The sequence below is a fragment of the Hymenobacter sp. UV11 genome (genome assembly GCF_004684095.1).
Lineage (GTDB): Bacteria > Bacteroidota > Bacteroidia > Cytophagales > Hymenobacteraceae > Hymenobacter.
In genome coordinates, this window is record NZ_SRII01000002.1 from 183,363 (window position 1) to 200,492 (window position 17,130).

12 protein-coding genes are annotated in these 17,130 nt (G+C 60.4%); 7 read left to right on the plus strand and 5 right to left on the minus strand.

Annotated features, from left to right (window positions below):
- Positions 1-16 precede the first annotated feature (16 nt).
- Positions 17-1,378 (plus strand): RagB/SusD family nutrient uptake outer membrane protein, encoded by a 1,362-nt coding sequence (locus E4631_RS03380; protein ID WP_133657406.1) that lies wholly within the window; start codon positions 17-19, stop codon positions 1,376-1,378.
- 80 nt (positions 1,379-1,458) lie between these two features.
- On the opposite strand, the gene hslU is transcribed toward E4631_RS03380, so the two are convergent.
- The 3 genes from hslU to lon all read right to left on the minus strand — a co-directional run bounded on the left by hslU (position 1,459) and on the right by lon (position 6,632).
- The gene (gene hslU / locus E4631_RS03385) at positions 1,459-2,892 is read right to left on the minus strand and encodes an ATP-dependent protease ATPase subunit HslU (RefSeq protein WP_133657405.1); all 1,434 of its coding nucleotides are present in this window, start codon (positions 2,890-2,892) and stop codon (positions 1,459-1,461) included.
- Positions 2,893-3,062: 170 nt separating this feature from the next.
- Positions 3,063-4,094, minus strand: coding sequence for a type IX secretion system protein PorQ (gene porQ / locus E4631_RS03390; RefSeq protein ID WP_133657404.1), 1,032 nt, complete (start codon positions 4,092-4,094; stop codon positions 3,063-3,065).
- A gap of 105 nt (positions 4,095-4,199) precedes the next feature.
- Positions 4,200-6,632: an endopeptidase La gene (gene lon, locus E4631_RS03395; protein ID WP_133657548.1), complete on the minus strand. Its 2,433-nt coding sequence runs from the start codon at positions 6,630-6,632 to the stop codon at positions 4,200-4,202.
- A gap of 309 nt (positions 6,633-6,941) precedes the next feature.
- Here lon and E4631_RS03400 point away from each other — a divergent pair, with 309 nt between their 5' ends.
- The 3 genes from E4631_RS03400 (at position 6,942) to E4631_RS03410 (ending at position 10,946) form a co-directional block, all read left to right on the plus strand.
- Positions 6,942-9,014 carry an OmpA family protein gene (locus E4631_RS03400; RefSeq protein ID WP_240734647.1) on the plus strand — a complete coding sequence of 691 codons (2,073 nt, stop codon included), beginning with the start codon at positions 6,942-6,944 and terminating at the stop codon, positions 9,012-9,014.
- A 258-nt stretch (positions 9,015-9,272) separates the two neighbouring features.
- Positions 9,273-10,424 (plus strand): zinc-dependent alcohol dehydrogenase, encoded by a 1,152-nt coding sequence (locus E4631_RS03405; RefSeq protein WP_133657403.1) that lies wholly within the window; start codon positions 9,273-9,275, stop codon positions 10,422-10,424.
- Positions 10,425-10,436: 12 nt separating this feature from the next.
- Entirely contained in the window at positions 10,437-10,946 is a 510-nt protein-coding gene (locus tag E4631_RS03410; protein WP_133657402.1) for a hypothetical protein, read from the plus strand.
- A gap of 74 nt (positions 10,947-11,020) precedes the next feature.
- Here the strand turns inward: E4631_RS03410 and E4631_RS03415 are convergent, their stop codons facing one another.
- Complete coding sequence (locus tag E4631_RS03415) at positions 11,021-12,022, minus strand: glycosyltransferase family 9 protein (RefSeq protein WP_133657401.1); 1,002 nt, start codon at positions 12,020-12,022, stop codon at positions 11,021-11,023.
- Between the two features lie 79 nt (positions 12,023-12,101).
- Positions 12,102-13,817: a helix-hairpin-helix domain-containing protein gene (locus tag E4631_RS03420; protein WP_133657400.1), complete on the minus strand. Its 1,716-nt coding sequence runs from the start codon at positions 13,815-13,817 to the stop codon at positions 12,102-12,104.
- 122 nt (positions 13,818-13,939) lie between these two features.
- Here E4631_RS03420 and E4631_RS03425 point away from each other — a divergent pair, with 122 nt between their 5' ends.
- From E4631_RS03425 to E4631_RS03435, 3 genes are all read left to right on the plus strand, one after another.
- Positions 13,940-14,359, plus strand: coding sequence for a hypothetical protein (locus E4631_RS03425; protein ID WP_133657399.1), 420 nt, complete (start codon positions 13,940-13,942; stop codon positions 14,357-14,359).
- A 500-nt stretch (positions 14,360-14,859) separates the two neighbouring features.
- Entirely contained in the window at positions 14,860-16,257 is a 1,398-nt protein-coding gene (locus E4631_RS03430; RefSeq protein ID WP_133657398.1) for an exopolysaccharide biosynthesis polyprenyl glycosylphosphotransferase, read from the plus strand.
- 35 nt (positions 16,258-16,292) lie between these two features.
- A complete protein-coding gene (locus E4631_RS03435) occupies positions 16,293-17,039 on the plus strand; it encodes a WecB/TagA/CpsF family glycosyltransferase (RefSeq protein WP_166648072.1) in 747 nt (248 codons plus the stop codon).
- Positions 17,040-17,130: the final 91 nt, after the last annotated feature.

Here is a 17,130-nt window from a genome sequence, read left to right on the forward strand (position 1 = left end):
CTCGTCAGTCCATACTATGAAACTTAATTCTCTTCACTGGCTACTCGCCAGTGCTGCTTTTGCCCTGGTTTTGGGGCTGGGTGGATGCCAGAAGGCGCTGGACGTGCAGCCGCAGGCAGCTATCAACTCTTCTATCGGCTATACCACCAAGGAGGACGCGGCTGCCGGCCTGGTTGGCTGCTACGACGCGGTGCAGGCCAACGACTATCAAGGTGTGGGTTACTCTTCTTTAGGAGAGCTGATTTCGGGTAATATCCGGGAGGTAGGCACTTACAATACTACTTATGGCTATGCGGGGCAAAATCTGCTCACTGGCGATAACGTGCAGCTGCAAAACACGTGGCAGGTCATTTACGACGGCATCAACCGTATTAACTACTTGCTGCAGCAGAGCGACAATATTACCGACCCAGCGTTTCCAAAGGTGACCACCCAAGCCGAAGCCCGCTGCCTGCGAGCTTATAACTACATGAACCTGCTGGCCTATTGGGGCGGTACGCCGCAGGGCTTTGGCTATACCGGTGGGGTAGGAGTGCCGCTGCGCCTGACTCCTGTGCCCAGCACAACGTCTGCTACCCCCATTGCGCGCTCTTCGGAAGCCGATGTTGTAACGGCCATCCGGGCCGACCTGGATTTTGCCATCGCCAACCTGCCCGTAGTTGCTAACGGTGGGTCGCTACGCTGCACCCAAAATGCGGCGCTTGCACTACGGGCTCGGCTTGAGCTGTGGTTGCGTAATTACCCTGCCGCGCTGAAGTATGCTCAGCAGGTGCCAGCTGTACTGGGCTTCGCCTCTATGTCGCTGGCGTCAACGTCTACTCCCGATGCCATCTGGCAGCTGTATTTCTCTAATAATGACCAAAATCTGTACGCCTTTTATTGGTACCCCGCACCCGATGGTCGCAACGAGTTTGACGCCGGTCCTGCACTGATTGCTGCCCACCCGGCTGGTGACAAGCGCTTGGCTATCAATAATAATAACTCGCCCGCTGGCACTACGTTGAAATATACCCACACGGCTACCCGTGATGACTATTTTAACTGCGTGCGCTATGCCGAAGTGGTGTTGACTATTGCCGAAGCCGCCGCCCAAACCGGCGACCTAATAACAGCTGCTGCTCAGCTAAATATTATCCGGAGTCGGGCTGGCCTGGCACCCAGCACCGCTTCTACCGCAGCCACCTTGGTTAGCGATATCCTGCTTCAGCGCCGCTTGGAGCTAGCCTACGAAGGGCTATACTGGATTGACCTGCGCCGCACGAATACCATTCAGACGGTGCTACCGACCTATACCCAAACTTTCCGCAACCTGTTTCCCATCCCCACACGGGAGGTAAACATTACGGGCGGTGTAATCACGCAGAATACGGGTTTCTAAACCTGCTGTACAACGCATAAAAAATCCCCGGTCAAATTGACTGGGGATTTTTTTATAGCCCTACCCCCTCAAAAAAAAACTCAGAGAATGTACTGGCTCATGTCGCGGTTTTTCACCATGTCGCGCAGGCGCTCTTCTACCAGCTGGGGCGTGATGGTGAGCTGCGCGCCGGCCGCAATCTTGTCGGGCACGTCGAAAAGCAGGTCGTTGAGCAAGCGGCTCATGACGGTGTGCAGGCGGCGGGCGCCGATGTTTTCGACCTCGCTGTTAACTTCGGCAGCGATGTCGGCCAGTTTGAGCAGGGCTTCGTCTTCGAAGGTAAGCTGCACGTCTTCCGAGGCCAGCAGGGCCTGGTACTGCTTGGTGAGCGCGTTTTTGGGGTCTTTGAGGATGCGGTAAAAGTCGTCCTTGGTCAGGCTTTGCAGCTCGACGCGGATGGGGAAGCGGCCCTGTAGCTCGGGAATAAGGTCGCTGGGCTTGCTGACGTGGAAGGCGCCGGCGGCGATAAACAGGATGTGGTCGGTGTTGACGATGCCATACTTGGTGTTTACGGCCGAGCCTTCCACGATGGGTAGGAGGTCGCGCTGCACGCCTTGGCGGCTCACGTCGGGGCCGCCGCCGCTTTTGCCGCTGCTGGCGGTAGCTACCTTGTCAATCTCATCGATAAAGATGATGCCCGCGTTTTCGGTCTGGCGGATAGCCTCTTCCTTGATTTCGTCCATGTCCACGAGCTTGGCGGCTTCCTCATCGAGGAGGACTTTGCGCGCTTCGGCCACGGTCACTTTGCGCTTGCGCGACTTTTTGGGCATCATTGAGCCCAGCATATCCTGCAGGCCCGACATGGTGGCTTCGTCCATCATGCCCGGCGCGCCCATAATGCCCACGCTTGGGGCACCCTGCGACACGTTGATTTCGATGCGACGGTCTTCGAGCTCGCCGTTGCGAATTTTCTGGCGGAAGCGCTCGCGAGTGCGCTCGTTCAACTCCTGGTCCGAGCCTGGCACGGCGTCGCCAGCAATGCGCTCGCCGCTGATGCCGATACCAAAGCCCAAACTCGGGCTGCTACCCCCGTCTTTGGCCGGGGCCTTCATGGGCGGGATGAGCGCGTCGAGGATGATATCTTCCACGGCCTGAGCGGCCTGGGCTTTCACTTCTTCCTGGCGGCGCTGGCGCAGGCGGCTCACAGCCTGCTCGGCCAGGTCGCGCACCATGCTTTCCACGTCGCGGCCCACGTAGCCCACTTCGGTAAACTTGCTGGCCTCGACCTTCACGAAGGGCGCGTCGGCCAGGATGGCGAGGCGGCGGGCAATCTCGGTTTTGCCCACGCCCGTGGCCCCAATCATGAGGATGTTGTTGGGCACAATCTCCTTCTGCATGTCGGCCGGGGCATGCAGGCGGCGCCAGCGGTTGCGCAGCGCAATGGCCACGTGGCGCTTGGCCTCGTGCTGGCCAATGATGTACTTGTCGAGTTCGGCCACAATCTGGGCCGGGGTCAGGAAGGTGTCGTCTAGCATTCGATGGGAAATCGGGGGGAACGGGGGAATTTAAAAAGAACGTCATGCTGAGCTTGTCGAAGCATCTCGCTTGAATCGTTGGATGGCTACCCAACGGCTTGAGCGAGATGCTTCGACAAGCTCAGCATGACGTTCTTTTTAACACAAAGTTTTTAGCAAACGGTTTATACCTACTCGGTTTTCTTGAAAAGACTATCCAGGCTGCGGCTCAGCGTGAAGTAATTGCTGCTGCCGGCGGCCTGCAACGTAGCATACGTGTAATCGAGCTGAAACTGCGAAATCCGCACCATGGCTCCGAAGCTGAAGCCCGCGCCGCCGCCCACGTTGTCGAGGCGCAGCTCGCGGGCTTGCAGGTGGTTGTAGCCCAGGCGCAGGCTTAGGCCCTTGCCCAGCAGCAGCTCGGCGCCCACCGTGAGGTGCCGGGCCAGGTTATCACCAAAGTTTTTGCGGGCGCGCACCGTATCGCCGGCCGCGTTAGTAGTCGTCGCGCTGGGGTCGAGGTACTGAATATCCCACTGCTGCAAGTGGTGGGCCGTGAAGGTGAAGCGCAGCGGCATGTGCTCGGGCTTGATGGTGGTGCCCAGCTGCACATCGAGGGGTAGGGGCTCGCGGGCGGTGGCGATGTAGGGCTTTAGCATGTAGCCCGCGTTTTTCACCACCAGGCCCACTGTAAAATCCTGGTCCTCGTGCGGTTTGTAGAGCACGCCCGCGTCGGCGGCCAGGCCCACGGCGCGGCTGCCGGCAATGCCCGACACGGCCAGCTTGGCCGTGACGCCCGCCGTAAACTTGCCCCAGGTGTAGGAGTCGGCCGCCGCCAGCGCGTACTCATTCACTGAAAAATCGCCCAGTGAGTTGCCTGCAGCATCGTACTGCGGCAGGCTGCCATAGTTCAAATACGTGAGTCCCAGGCCAAAGCGGCCTCGCTTTTCCGTATTAAATGTATAGGCCAGGTAGCTCTGCTTGATGTCGGCCACGTAGGCCACGTAGGTGGCGGCCACCGCGTGGTCATTGCCCGCGTAGAGCAGGGCCGGGTTGGCGAAGAACTGCGTAGGGTCGGTGCTACGGGCCGAGGCCGTCATGCCACCCAGCGCTGCCAGCTGCGCCGAGGGGGGTAGGGAAAGAAACGGAAACGCCGCGCGGCCCCCAATCTGCGCCTGGGCAGCAAAAGGCAGCAGTAGTAGGAGCGCGGAAAAATGTTTCATCGTTCGAAGGTAACGAGCGGCCCGAGACAAAATTTCGCACGGAGTTCACAGAGTTAAAGGAGTTTTTTAGCTCTGTGCAACTCCGTGAACTCCGTGCGAAATTACCTATTGTACCTCTACGCTGGGGCCGAGGGGGGTAGGGGCCTCGTCGCGCACGGGCAGCTTCTGGGGGCGGGCCACCAGCTCGGGCAGCAGGGCCACGGCCAGCACATCGTCCACGCGCTCGGCGTAGTGAATGTGCACACCCTTGAGGTAATCGCCGCCGATTTCCTCCACGTCCTTGCGGTTTTTGGGCGACAGAATAATCAGGTTGATGCCCGCGCGGCGCGCGGCCAGCAGCTTTTCCTTGATGCCGCCCACCGGCAGCACCCGGCCGCGCAGCGTGATTTCGCCGGTCATGGCCATTTTCGGCCGAATCTTGCGCTGGGTGTAGGCCGAGGCAATGCTGGTGAAAATGGCGATGCCCGCGCTCGGCCCATCCTTCGGAATGCCGCCCTCGGGGAAGTGAATGTGCAGGTCGTACTGCTCAAACAAGCGGTGGTCGATGCCCAGCTCGTCGCCCCGCGAGCGCAGGTAGGAGAGGGCCGTAATGGCCGATTCCTTCATCACGTCGCCAAGCTGGCCGCTCAGCGTGAGCTTGCCCCGACCGCGGCTCAAGAGGCTCTCTACGAATAAGATATCGCCGCCCACGCTCGTCCAGGCCAGACCCGTAACTACGCCGGCCGTGTCGTGGTCCTGGTCCTTATCGCGCTCGAAGCGCGGCGCCCCCAGAATCTTGAGCACGTCGCTCGGCTCAAGTTGGGGGGGTAGGGTTTCCTTGCTGGCCTTGCGGCGGGCCAGGTTGCGGGTGAGGGCCGCCAGCTGGCGCTCCAGGCTGCGCACGCCGCTCTCGCGGGTATAATCGTCGGCCACGCGGTGCAGGGCGGCATCGCTGATTTTAACCTCCGTCTCGCCCAGGCCGTGTTCGTGCAACTGCTTGGGCCAGAGATGCTTCTTGGCAATCTGCACCTTTTCCTCCTGGGTGTAGCCGGTGAGGTCGATAATCTCCATTCGGTCGCGTAGGGCGGGCTGAATGGTATCGAGCGAGTTGGCCGTGGCGATGAATAGCACCCGGCTCAGGTCGTACTCCACCTCTAGGTAGTTATCCGTGAAGGTCGAGTTTTGCTCGGGGTCCAGCACTTCCAGCAGGGCCGACGACGGGTCGCCCCGGAAGTCGCTGCTCACCTTGTCAATCTCGTCCAGAATGATAACCGGGTTGCTCACGCCGGCCTTCTTTATCTGCGAGATAATGCGGCCGGGCATGGCGCCCACGTAGGTTTTGCGGTGGCCCCGAATCTCAGCTTCGTCGCGCACGCCGCCCAGGCTCAAGCGCACGTACTTGCGGCCCAGCGCCTGCGCAATGCTGCGGCCCAGCGAAGTTTTGCCCACGCCGGGCGGGCCGTAGAGGCACAAAATCGGCGCCTTCAAATCCTGCTTCAGCTTGAGTACGGCCAGGTATTCGAGAATGCGCTCCTTCACCTTTTCGAGGCCGAAGTGGTCGGCGTCGAGGATTTTCTTGCTCGTTTTGAGGTTGAATTTGTCCTTGGTTGTCTCGCCCCAGGGCAGGTCCAGCAGAAACTCTACGTAGTTGAGCGTCACCGGGTAGTCGGGCGACATCTGGTTGAGGCGCGTGAGCTTGCTCAGCTCCTTGTCGAAGTGCTTGGCCGTGGCCTCGGGCCATTTTTTGGTGAGGGCCCGCTCGCGTAGTGCAGCTATGTCGCCCTCGGGGCTGCCTTCGCCCTGGCCTAGCTCGTCCTGCAAGGTTTTGAGCTGCTTGCGCAGGAAGTATTCGCGCTGCTCGGCGTCGATACCGGTGTGCACCTTAGTGCGAATGTCGTTTTTAATCTCCAACAGCTCAATCTGGCGCAGTAGCGCCTCAAGCAGCTGGCGGGCCTGGGCCTCGGGCTCGGCTAGCTCCAGCAGCAGCTGCTTGGCGGGCAGCTCCAGCTGCACGTTAGACGACAGAAAGTGAATAAGAAACGCCGGCGACTGAATGCCTTCGAGCATGTTGCGCGCCTCCATGGGTATTTCGGGCGTCAGCTCCAGCACTTTGCTGGCGGCCTCACGCAGGCTTTGCAGCAGCACCAGCTCGCCGTCGATGGTTGTGTCAAGCGCTTTCTCTTCAAAGTACGTGGCCCGCACCGTGAGCTGCGGCGTGTGCGTGAGCTGCTCGCCCACCGCAAAGCGCATCTGCCCCTGAATGATGATGGTCACCGTATCGTCGGGCTGGTCGATGACCTTGAGAATGCGGGCCAGCGTACCCACCGGGTACAGGTCCTCGGCGGTGGGCTCGTCGGCGTCGGGCTGGCGCTGGGCCACCACGCCGATGAGCTTTTCGTTTTTGGCGGCCAGCTTGCGCACCAGCCGAATACTTTTTTTGCGCGTCACCGTCACGGGCAGCACTACCCCCGGAAAGAGCACCGTATTGCGCACGGGCAGAATGGCCAGCACATCGGGCGCATCGGCGGCAGAAAGCAGGTGGTCGGGGTCAGCGGCCATAATGGCAATGGCATCGGAAGGCGAATCGGGGCCGCCAGCCAGCGCGTGGCTGGGGCGGAGCAAATCAAAGGGCATGGGCAAAGCAAAAAAGAGGTCGGCCAAAGCCAGCCTGGGGCTGCCACTCTGGCAGCCAGCTACCGCTTGGCTAAGATACAGCCGAGGCAACGGGGTAGGGCGGCAAGGCCCGTGCCAGCCCGCGCCGGCCGCCAATCCGGCGGCTTACTTTACCCACGGGCATAGTAATTTGCTGATACTGGCAGTTTGGTGAGAACTTGCACGTTCTTATTATTTTCCATTTATTTAGGCTTTATGTTTCGCTCGCTGCTACTCTATACACTGGGTTGCTGGCTGGTGCTGGTAGGTGGCCAGCTGCCTGCCGCCGCGCAGCGCGCCCCGCGCCCCACCAAGGCCCAGCCCACCCCCGCTGCCCCTACCCCCCCCACCTACCGGCAACGCGCCCTGCGAGGCCGCGTGACGCGCCGCCTGCGCGTGCACGCCGACGGCACGCCCGACTTTCCGAACGTCAACCGCATCGCGTTTTTCGAAGATAAAAAGGCCCTCAAAGCCATCCAGAAAGCCGAGCGCCGCCACCGCTACGCCGAGGCCAAAGCGTTGCTGACTACCTACGTGGGCCAGTTTGGCATCGAGAATTTTTACCGGAATACCGACATGCTCTGGCACCTGGGGCAGCTCTTGCAGCGCGACAGTGCCAATGCGCGGTCGCAGGAATTGGCCAAGGCGTATTTCCGGCTGGCGCTCAAGCACCACCGCACCGACATCCGGCGCGTGCAGCTTTACTACGACTCGCTGGAGGAAAGGACCGCCGACCTCTACGTGCCGCTCAAAGTGTACTATGAGGTGGTGGAGTACCGCAAGAGCCTCAACACCTTCCACCCGCCCAAAAACGTGTACACCAACATGGGCGACGCCATCAACTCGAAGTTTCCGGATTACGGTCCCGCGCTGGGCGCCGCCGATACCGTGCTGCTGTTCAGCTCGAAGCGCCAGATGGGCAAGGGCGTGCGCGCCAAGGAAGACGAAAACCTCTACGTCTCGCACCTCGAAGCGCCCAACGTGTGGTCGGAGGCCCAGCCGCTGCCCAAGCCCATAAATTCGGTTTATAATGAGGGCTCGGCCTGCTTCTCGCACGATGGCCGCACCATTTTCTTCGCGCGCTGCGAGTGCCCTACCTGCCACGGCAACTGCGACCTCTTCACCGCCACGCTCGGCAAAGACGGCCAGTGGAGCAACCCCAAAAGCCTCGGCCCGCTCGTAAACTCGCCCGCCTGGGACTCGCAGCCCACGCTCTCGCCCAAGGAAGACACGCTCTACTTCGCCTCCGACCGGCTCGGCGGCTTTGGCCTCAGCGACATTTACTACACCGTGAAGGGCAAGAACGGCCAGTGGGGTAGGGCCCTGAACCTGGGCCCTACCGTAAACACCCGCGAGAGCGAAGTGAGCCCGTTTTTTCACCCGCTCTACCAGGTGCTGTACTTCAGCTCGCGCGGGCAGCTGCTCAATTTTGGCGATTTTGACATCTACAAAACCTACCGGGTAGGCGGGCGCTGGCAGGAGCCGCGCAACATCGGTCCGCTGGTAAATGGCAAGGGGTCAGAATATTACTTCACTATCGACAGCCAGAGCAAGAACCTCTACTACGCCCGCTCCGAGGCCCAGGACATGCAGAACCTGGACCTCTATTCCTTTCCGCTGCCCATGGAGGCCCAGCCGCTGGCTACCACTCAGGTAGCCGGCACGCTGCTCGACTCGGTGAGCAACCGGCCGTTGAAAGGTATTGTGAGCATCATCGACTTGGATAATGGTGTCGAAGTAGCCAGCAAGTACCTGCGGCCCGACGGCTCTTTCGATTTTGAGCTCATGGATGGCTCGCACTACGCCATGCTCATCCAGAGCCCCGACGCCTTCACGGTCGAGAAGAAGTTTGAGCTAAAGGGCGATACCGTGATGAGCCTGCTTACCAACAGCATTGACTACAAGCTACCACTCATCTTCAAAAACATTGAATTTGAGGCTGGTAAATCGGGGATATTGCCTAGTATGTACCCCACGCTCGACCGCATCACGCTGTTTTTGGTTGACCACCCCACGTTTCGGCTCAGCATTGCGGGCTACACCGACGGCCGCGGCGACCCCGACGTGAACGAGAAGCTCTCGCAGGACCGCGCCGAGGAAATCCGCCGCTACATCGAGCGCAAGGGCAAACTCAAGCCCAACCGCATCGAAAGCTTCGGCTACGGCTCCAGCAAGCCCCTCAAAGACGAAGTGACCGAGGCCGACGCCCGCATCAATCGCCGCGTCGAGTTCCGGCTGATTAAGCCCGAGGGGGAGAAAAACGTGGGCGGTGGGGCCGACTGGAAATAGCGCCTACTTAGGCAATAATACTGGCCAGCGGCGGCGCAGGCGAGAATATTTTGCAAGCGCCGAAGCGTTTGCATTTCAGCTAACTGGCGGGCGGTATGCTCTGGGTTAAGCAGGTTGTCGGACAAAGCAGGTTGGCTAGCGGGCGCAGGATTGCGTAAAACAGGCAGGCACCTACTGCCTGAGCCGTCGATACTTGGCCTGCGCGCCAAGAGCCAGCCGGGGGGTAGGGAAGTCCACCGCACCTTAACCGCACCGTTTATGCTAGCTATGAATTACCGGGGCCCTTACCGGGTCCGCGTCGAACAAAAGCCCATGCCCGAAATCCTGCACCCGCAGGATGCCATCGTGCGTGTGACCCGCTCCTGCATCTGCGGCTCCGACCTGCACCTCTACCACGGCCTCGTGCCCGATACCCGCGTGGGTACCACGTTTGGCCACGAGTTTGTGGGCATTGTGGAGGAAGTAGGGCCCGATGTAACCAAGATTAAAGTCGGCGACCAGGTGCTGGTGCCGTTCAACATCGCTTGCGGCGAGTGCGTATTCTGCAAGCAGGAAATGTACGGTAACTGCCACGAGTCGAACTCGCAATCGACGGCCGTGGGGGCTATTTTTGGTTACTCGCACACTGCCGGCGGCTACAACGGCGGCCAGGCCGAGTACGCCCGCGTGCCGTACGCCAACGTTGGCCCCACGGTGATTCCGCCCGACATGGACCCCGACGATGCCGTGCTGCTTACCGACGTGGTGCCGACCGGCTACCAAGCTGCCGAGATGGGCGGCATCCAGACCGGCGATACCGTAGTGGTATTTGGTGCCGGCCCGGTGGGCATTATGGCTGCCAAGTGCGCCTGGCTGTTTGGCGCGGGCCGCGTCATCATCATCGACCACGTAGAGTACCGCCTCGAATTTGCGCGTAACTACGCTCAGTGCGAGGCCTACAACTTTGAATCGCTGGAAGACCCGGTGATGTTTATCAAGAAGACCACCGGCTGGCTGGGCGCCGACGTCTGCATCGACGCCGTGGGGGCCGACGCCGCCGGCAACGCCATGCAAACCCTCACCGGCCGCAAGCTTATGCTCCAAGCTGGCTCGGCCACGGCGCTGCACTGGGCCATTAACGCGGTGAAAAAAGGCGGTATCGTGTCCATTGTGGGCGTGTACGGGCCTACCGACAACCTCGTGCCCATCGGCAACATGATGAATAAGGGCCTGACCCTGCGCGGCAACCAGACTTCGGTGAAGCGCCTGCTGCCGCGCCTCATCGAGCACGTGCAGGCCGGCCGCCTCAACCCCAAGGGCATTATCACGCACCGCATGCCGCTGGAGGAAGCCGCCGACGCCTACCACATTTTTTCGGCCAAGCTGGACGACTGCATCAAAACGGTGCTCATCCCTTCTGCCCGCCCTTAATCACGAAGCCTTATGGAAAAGACTGCAAAAGACTACGCGCACATCCCGGGCTGGGGCATTGATGCCGACCCGAAAAACGACCCTACCTACCCCATGAAGCACCGTACCAACGGGGAGCATGCGGGTTACCACCGGCCGACCGACCTGCCGCAGCAGCCGCTCACGTTTGAGGTGCTGCACTCCATCGAGCGGCCCAATGTGTCGGCGGTGTTCGGCGAGGCTGCCCCGCCCGCGGGCCTCAGTGGCCTCATTCGGCGCTACGCCTTCAAGTTTAGCGAAAACGAGTACAAACACTGGCTGCCACTGATTCTGGCCGACCGCGTAGACGTGGTCGAAGGCATTCTGGACGATTTAAAGCGCGGCCACATTCCCAATATTTTTGCCGAAAAAGGGGGCAAGTCCGACTGGAAATTCAACCGCAAAAGCCAGCTTACCAAAGCTGCTATCGGCGCTGCTTTCGCCGTAGCTACGGTAGTGATGTTCTCGCGCAAGTCAGCCAAGAAATCCAAGAACAAGCGCTAGTTCCGCGCTAGCAGCTTTAGTTAAAACGACCTCGTTGCTTTTTCTAAAAAGCGGCGGGGTCGTTTTCGTAGAAGCTAGCCCGGCCAGTCGCGCGCCAAATCCTGCTCGCGCATGCACTTGAAATGCCCCTGCGGGCACTGCGCGAAGCCAATCTTGGAGCACGGCCGGCAAGGCAGCCCCAGCACCTCCAGCGCCTCGAAGCGGGTGCGGTAGGGATACATGCCAAACTGCGGCACGGTATTGCCCCACACGCTGAAAATCTGCTTCTTAAACGCCGAGGCGATGTGCATCAGCCCTGTGTCGTGGCTCACTACAAACTTCGCCTGCCGCAGCAACGAGGCCGACTGGTGCAGCGAAAACTTGCCGCAGCCGTTGTAAATGGGTGATTGAGTAGGGGAAGAAGTGAGCGAAGACGGGTTTTGGAAAGCCAGCTCCATCACGTGGCCGGTGCTCTCATCTTCGGGCCCACCGAGCAGTACCACCGGGCGCGGCGCCAGGCGCTGCACCAGCTCGATGAGCTTTTCGGGGGGTAAGCGCTTGGTGGCGTGCTGCGCCCCGATGGCCACCGCCACGTAGTGCCCTAGCCGAAAACCGGGGGGTAGGGCCGCCGCCACATCCACTTCCTGCGCGGGCGGAATGAAGTAATCAAGCCCCTCCCCATCGTCCTTTATGCCCAGCGGCGCGGCGGCCATCCGGTAGCGGTCCACGATGTGCAGGGGGGGTAGGCGGTTTATGTTGAAGCGCACCAGCAGGTACTTCTGCCAATTCAGCTTGTCGAAGGCCTGGCCCGGCACGCCCGGCAATTGCAGCCGAATAAGCCTGGTGCGCAGGTTATTATGTAAATCCACGATAAAGTCGAACCGCTCGGCGCGTAGCTCGCGCACCAGCTCGCCCAGGCTGCCGCTCAGCAGGTGCAGCTTATCCACGTAGGGGCTGGCCTCGAAGAGCTTGGCGAAAGCGGGCTTGGTGGCGAAGTGCACCTGCGCGCCCGGTAGCTGGGTTTTGAGCTGCCGCACCACCGGCGTCGTCAGCACAATATCGCCGATGGAGGAGAAGCGGAGAACCAGAATTTTCATAGAGAAAAGTGTAAAACGGAGTGGCACTCCGTTTCCAAGCGAACGACTTGTGCAACGGTAAACGGGGTGCCACTCCGTTTTACAAGCGCTTTTTCCGCGCCGCGAAGTACGCCGCTGCTTCCTCTACCGACTTCGTATTAAATGTCATCTCCTTGGTTAGCATACCCTTGCGGCCGGCCAGTACGCCGTAGCGCATATCGGCGTAGCCGGCGGTGTGGTGGGCGTCGGGGTTGATACTGAGCTGCACGCCCTGGCTAATCGCATAGCGCACCCAGCGCCAATCGAGGTCGAGCCGCCAGGGGTTGGCGTTGATTTCGATAATCACCTGGTGCTCGGCGCAGGCGTCAATAACCGCTTTAAAATCAATGGGGTAGCCGGCGCGGCGCAGCAGCAGCCGGCCGGTGGGGTGGCCCAGCATAGTACAGTGCGGGTTGGCAATGGCGGCCAGTAGGCGCTCGGTGGCGCGCTGCTCATCCATCTTTAGATTAGAGTGAATGCTCGCTACGATAAAATCGAACGAGTCGCGCAGTTCCGCATCGTAGTCCAGGCTGCCATCGCCCAGAATATCAGCTTCAATGCCCTTGAAAATGCGGAAGGGCGCGAGCTCGGCGTTCAGCTCCTCTATCTCGCGCTGCTGCTGGCGCACGCGCTCGGGGCTGAGGCCCTGGGCGTAGTGCGCCGCCTGCGAGTGGTCGCAGATGCCGAGGTACTCGTAGCCCGCATCGCGCAGAAAGGTAGCCATCTGGCGCAGCGAGTGGTTGCCATCGGAGTAGGTGCTGTGGTTATGCAGCGAGCCGTGCAGGTCGCCGTCCTCTAGCAGGCGCGGAATTTTGCGCTCGGCGGCCAGCTCGATTTCACCCAGGCCCTCGCGCAGCTCGGGCACCACGTATTGCAGGCCAGCTTTTTCGTACAGGGCTTCTTCGCTGGCAAACAGCTCGCGCTTGGCCCACTGGCGCAGGGTAGCGGGCTGGCCGGGGCCGGCCTGGGGCAGCACCGCGCCGAGGTGCGCCTCGTTGCCGGTGGCCACAAAAAGCTGATTCACAAAATCGGCTTCCGCCACTACGCGCACCGCCACGCCTACCCCTGAGTCGGCGGCCGTGCCGCGCCAGGCCCAGGGGCCCGAGAGGTGGGCATCGGCGCGCAGGCCGGGCGCAGCGTTGAGCAGCGCGTGAATGGGCGCGGGGTTGGCGGCGGCCACCAGTATCTCGACGGTTTCCACTATTTCGAGGGCGCGGCGCACCTCGCCGGCGGCGGCCACCGCGCCTACCCCCGGCACCTGGCGCAGGCGCTCGGCCAGGTCAGTAGCCAGCTGCTCGGCTTGCGAAAACAGCAGCTTGCCCGCGCTTTGGTCCGTGAATGCCAGCGCGGCCAAAATACTCTCCTGAGTTTTGGCCCCGAAGCCCTTGAGCTTGGCCACCGTGCCAGCCTCGGCGGCTTCGCGCAACTGCTCGGGGCCTTCGATGCCGGCATCGCGCCACAGGGCCCGTACCTTTTTGGGGCCGATGCCTTTAATAGTGAGTAGCTCCACCACGCCGGGTGGGGTAGCATCGAGCAGCCGCTGCAATTCTTCGAAGGTGCCGGTATCGAGCAGTTCGGCCACTTTGGCGGCCTGGGTTTTACTCAGGCCGGTGCGGTCGGGCAGGCCGGGGCGCTCCACCTCGGCCACCGAAAACTCCAGCTGCTCCAGGGCCGTGACGGTACCCTCGTAAGCCCTGATTTTGAAGGCGTTTTCGTCGTGCAGCTCCAGCAGTTGGGCCGTGAGCTTGAAGGCTTTGATGAGGGCGCGATTATCCACGAGGTAGGGCTGGGAAGAGGGGGTAGGAGAGGCCGGCGGCCACGATGCCCGGCCGCCTGATAACCCAAAAGTACGCCCGCCCAGTGGGCAGTTGCCGGTACTTTCACGTACTATCTCTCGTTATGACTCCTCTTCCTGCCCTGCGGCTGCTTGGCCCGTGTTTGCTATTGCTGGCCGCCTGCCACTCCGACCCCCACGTTGCCGAGCTGCCCAAGGGCCAGCTGGCCGCCCTGCGCGGCACCTGGCTGCTGGTGCCCGAAGCCAGCCGCGCCGATACGCTCACCTACCGCCGCAACACATACCGCTTTCGGTACCGGCCGGGCGGGCGGCCGGGTTTTCGGCTGGGCCCGGCGGGCCGCTTCATTCGCTATGACCTGGCCCCCGGCGGTGGCCTGCTGGCCCAGGAGGGTGCCTGGACCGAAACCGGCAATGGCCGCCTGCACATTCACTTGCCCGAAGTAGAGCCGGCCGAGCCCGACTACGAACTGGAGCTGCTAGCCCATCAGAAAGGCCTGCTGAAGCTGCGCAGAACGCCACGATAACGCCCGTAGTTTTAGCAAAAAATTGTAGTATTCCATTGGCCATAATTACTGTATTAAACTCGGCCGTGAGAAAGTGAAACAGCTACCTACTACTAGGTAGCAGCCGAAAGTCAATGTCCTTTTAAAAAGTTAACTATTAGTTAACATACGCTTCTGGCGAGTATTTAATTGGCAACTACGTGGTATAGAGTAAAATAGAGGAATTTTTTGCGGCAATTTAGCGCCGCGCTGCTAAATTGCCGACAGGGACTTGAACCAGCTGCAATACAAATCGTGGCGTTAAAGGTGAGCTGACGTGGGGTTTTGGGCGATATAATTATTTGACGTTTTTAAGCCAATTGGTGGTAATTTCTTATGAAATTTCAATTAAATAACAAATTAACCCAAGTTTTTAAGTCCGGCTCCCTAGAGAAAATCGTACCTTAAGCCGATTTTAAGCTATAGCTGCCCTCTAAATGGTGGTGGCTGCGACTAAAAATAAGCTCTAACCTACTTCCGCTATGGTACTTTACAAACAACGAGTCTACCTCAACCAGTTTTTGCTGTTGATAGTAGATATTCTGATGATTTTAGGTGCCTTCCGGCTGGAATGTTATTACCAGCGGAGCGATTGGCAATTTGGCGGTGACTACCCCGTGTTCTTCGCCATCTTTGCCTTGCTATGGTGGATTTTGGCCGGGCAGTTTGCCAATACTGACCCCAGTGAGCGCTTAAGCACGTACGGGGAGAAGTTTTGGGCGCTAGTGCGAACGTTCGTACTGCACGCCGTAGTACTGACGGCCGGCATTGTCTTGCTGCAGGTACATCTGATGCCGATGCGCTACCTGGGCTTGCTGTATGGCATGGCGGGGCTAGGCGTAGTGGGCGGGCGGCTGGTGCTGGCTTTTCTGCACCGCACCTACCGCTACCGCTGGGCGCACCCGTCCAATCGGGTGGTGATAGTGGGGGCCAGCCGCAGCGGCGTCGACCTCTACCGCTTCCTGTCGGTGCACGGCTCGATAACCAACGAATGCCTGGGCTTTTTTACCGATGCGCCGGCCCCGAATGAAGTGCAGAACCTGGTGCTGGGTCGTCTCGACGACCTGCGGGAGTTTTGCCAGAACAACCAGGTGGATGAGATTTATTTCGCGCTGCCATTCGACCAGACAGACCTGATTCAGGACCTGTCCAGCTTTGCGGACGACAACTTTATCACGTTCCGCATTGTACCCGACTTTGAAGGCACGCTACGCAAAAACGTTAACATCCACTACCACGATTACGGCCCCATTCTCACGGTGCGCCGCCACCCGCTGGGCTCGCGGGCCAACCAGCTTTCCAAGCGGGCATTCGACCTGGCTTTTTCGGGCCTGGTCATTGTCGGCATCTTCCCCATCATCATGCCCATTCTAGCGCTGCTTATTAAGCTTGACTCGCCGGGTCCGGTGTTTTTCAAGCAGATGCGGCCCGGTAAGCACAATAAGCTGTTTCCGTGCTACAAGCTGCGCACCATGCGCACCGACCTAAGCGGCACCGAGCTGCAAGCCACCAAAGGCGATGCCCGCGTTACGCGCATTGGCCGCTTTTTGCGGGCCTCGAGCCTCGACGAGCTGCCGCAGTTCTTCGACGTATGGTTGGGCCACATGTCGGTGGTAGGGCCCCGGCCCAATATGCTGTCGCAGCTGGAAGAATACTCCAAGCGCATGAACACCTACGCGCACCGCCACACCGTGACGCCCGGCATCACGGGCTACGCGCAGGTCAATGGCTACCGGGGCGAAACCCGGGCCTCGGGCGCTATGGAAAAGCGCGTGGAATACGATTTGAAATACGTAGAAAACTGGTCTTTACTCCTCGACGTGAAAATTATCATTAAAACGGTGACAAACATGATTGGTGGGGAAAAGAATGCGTACTAGCTGGTGGTGCTTGCCACCGCTAACCCTTATTGCCTATGTTGTCGAAGCAGCTGGTTCTTGATTCGCCGATTGCCATCGGTCCGTTTAACGAGTTTGTAGATACCATTTTACAACTTGGTGCGGCGCGCTCCTCGGCCTACGTATGCTGCGCCAACGTGCACATGCTGGTCGAAGCCCACCGCGACGCCAGTTTTCAAAAGGTGCTGGCCGAGGCCAACCTCGTAACCCCCGATGGTGGCCCCGTAGCCAGCATAGCCGGCTGGCGCAGTGGCCAGCGGCAGGAGCGCGTGGCGGGCATGGACCTGCTGCCCGCGCTGCTCGCCGAAGCAGCCAAGCGTGGGCAATCGGTTTATTTCTACGGCACTACCGACGACGTTTTGCAGGCCATAGTAGACCGGGCGCGGCGCGAACTGCCCGCCCTGCGCATTGGGGGTACCTGCGCGCCCCCCTTCCGGCCCCTGACCCCCGCCGAAGAAGCCCAGCACATGGCGGCCATCAACGCTGCCGACCCCGACCTGCTGTTTGTGGCCCTTGGCTGCCCGCGGCAAGAGAAGTGGATGGCCGCGCACCGCGGGCAGGTAAAGGCCTGTATGCTAGGGGTAGGGCAGGCATTCCTGACCTACGCGGGCCTGGAGCAGCGCTTACCGGTTTGGGCGCGCCGGCTGTGGCTGGAGTGGGCCTACCGCCTCTGGCTGGAGCCGCGCCGCCTGTGGCGCCGCTACCTGCTCACCAATTCGCGCTTTCTGTACCTCATGGCTCGCCAGACGCTGACCAGGGGCTAGCGCTGGCGCATTGCCCAAAAAACAGGGGGTAGGGAGGCACCATTGGCCTTCCTACCCCCTGTTTGTATAGTTACTACTCAGGCTTGCGGTG

Bases quoted from the DNA above. Each gene is read 5' to 3' on its own strand.
- E4631_RS03380 (WP_133657406.1), top strand. From the start codon at position 17: ATGAAACTTAATTCTCTTCACTGGCTACTCGCCAGTGCTGCTTTTGCC.
- hslU (WP_133657405.1), bottom strand. From the start codon at position 2,892: ATGCTAGACGACACCTTCCTGACCCCGGCCCAGATTGTGGCCGAACTC.
- porQ (WP_133657404.1), bottom strand. From the start codon at position 4,094: ATGAAACATTTTTCCGCGCTCCTACTACTGCTGCCTTTTGCTGCCCAG.
- lon (WP_133657548.1), bottom strand. From the start codon at position 6,632: ATGGCCGCTGACCCCGACCACCTGCTTTCTGCCGCCGATGCGCCCGAT.
- E4631_RS03400 (WP_240734647.1), top strand. From the start codon at position 6,942: ATGTTTCGCTCGCTGCTACTCTATACACTGGGTTGCTGGCTGGTGCTG.
- E4631_RS03405 (WP_133657403.1), top strand. From the start codon at position 9,273: ATGCTAGCTATGAATTACCGGGGCCCTTACCGGGTCCGCGTCGAACAA.
- E4631_RS03410 (WP_133657402.1), top strand. From the start codon at position 10,437: ATGGAAAAGACTGCAAAAGACTACGCGCACATCCCGGGCTGGGGCATT.
- E4631_RS03415 (WP_133657401.1), bottom strand. From the start codon at position 12,022: ATGAAAATTCTGGTTCTCCGCTTCTCCTCCATCGGCGATATTGTGCTG.
- E4631_RS03425 (WP_133657399.1), top strand. From the start codon at position 13,940: ATGACTCCTCTTCCTGCCCTGCGGCTGCTTGGCCCGTGTTTGCTATTG.
- E4631_RS03430 (WP_133657398.1), top strand. From the start codon at position 14,860: ATGGTACTTTACAAACAACGAGTCTACCTCAACCAGTTTTTGCTGTTG.
- E4631_RS03435 (WP_166648072.1), top strand. From the start codon at position 16,293: ATGTTGTCGAAGCAGCTGGTTCTTGATTCGCCGATTGCCATCGGTCCG.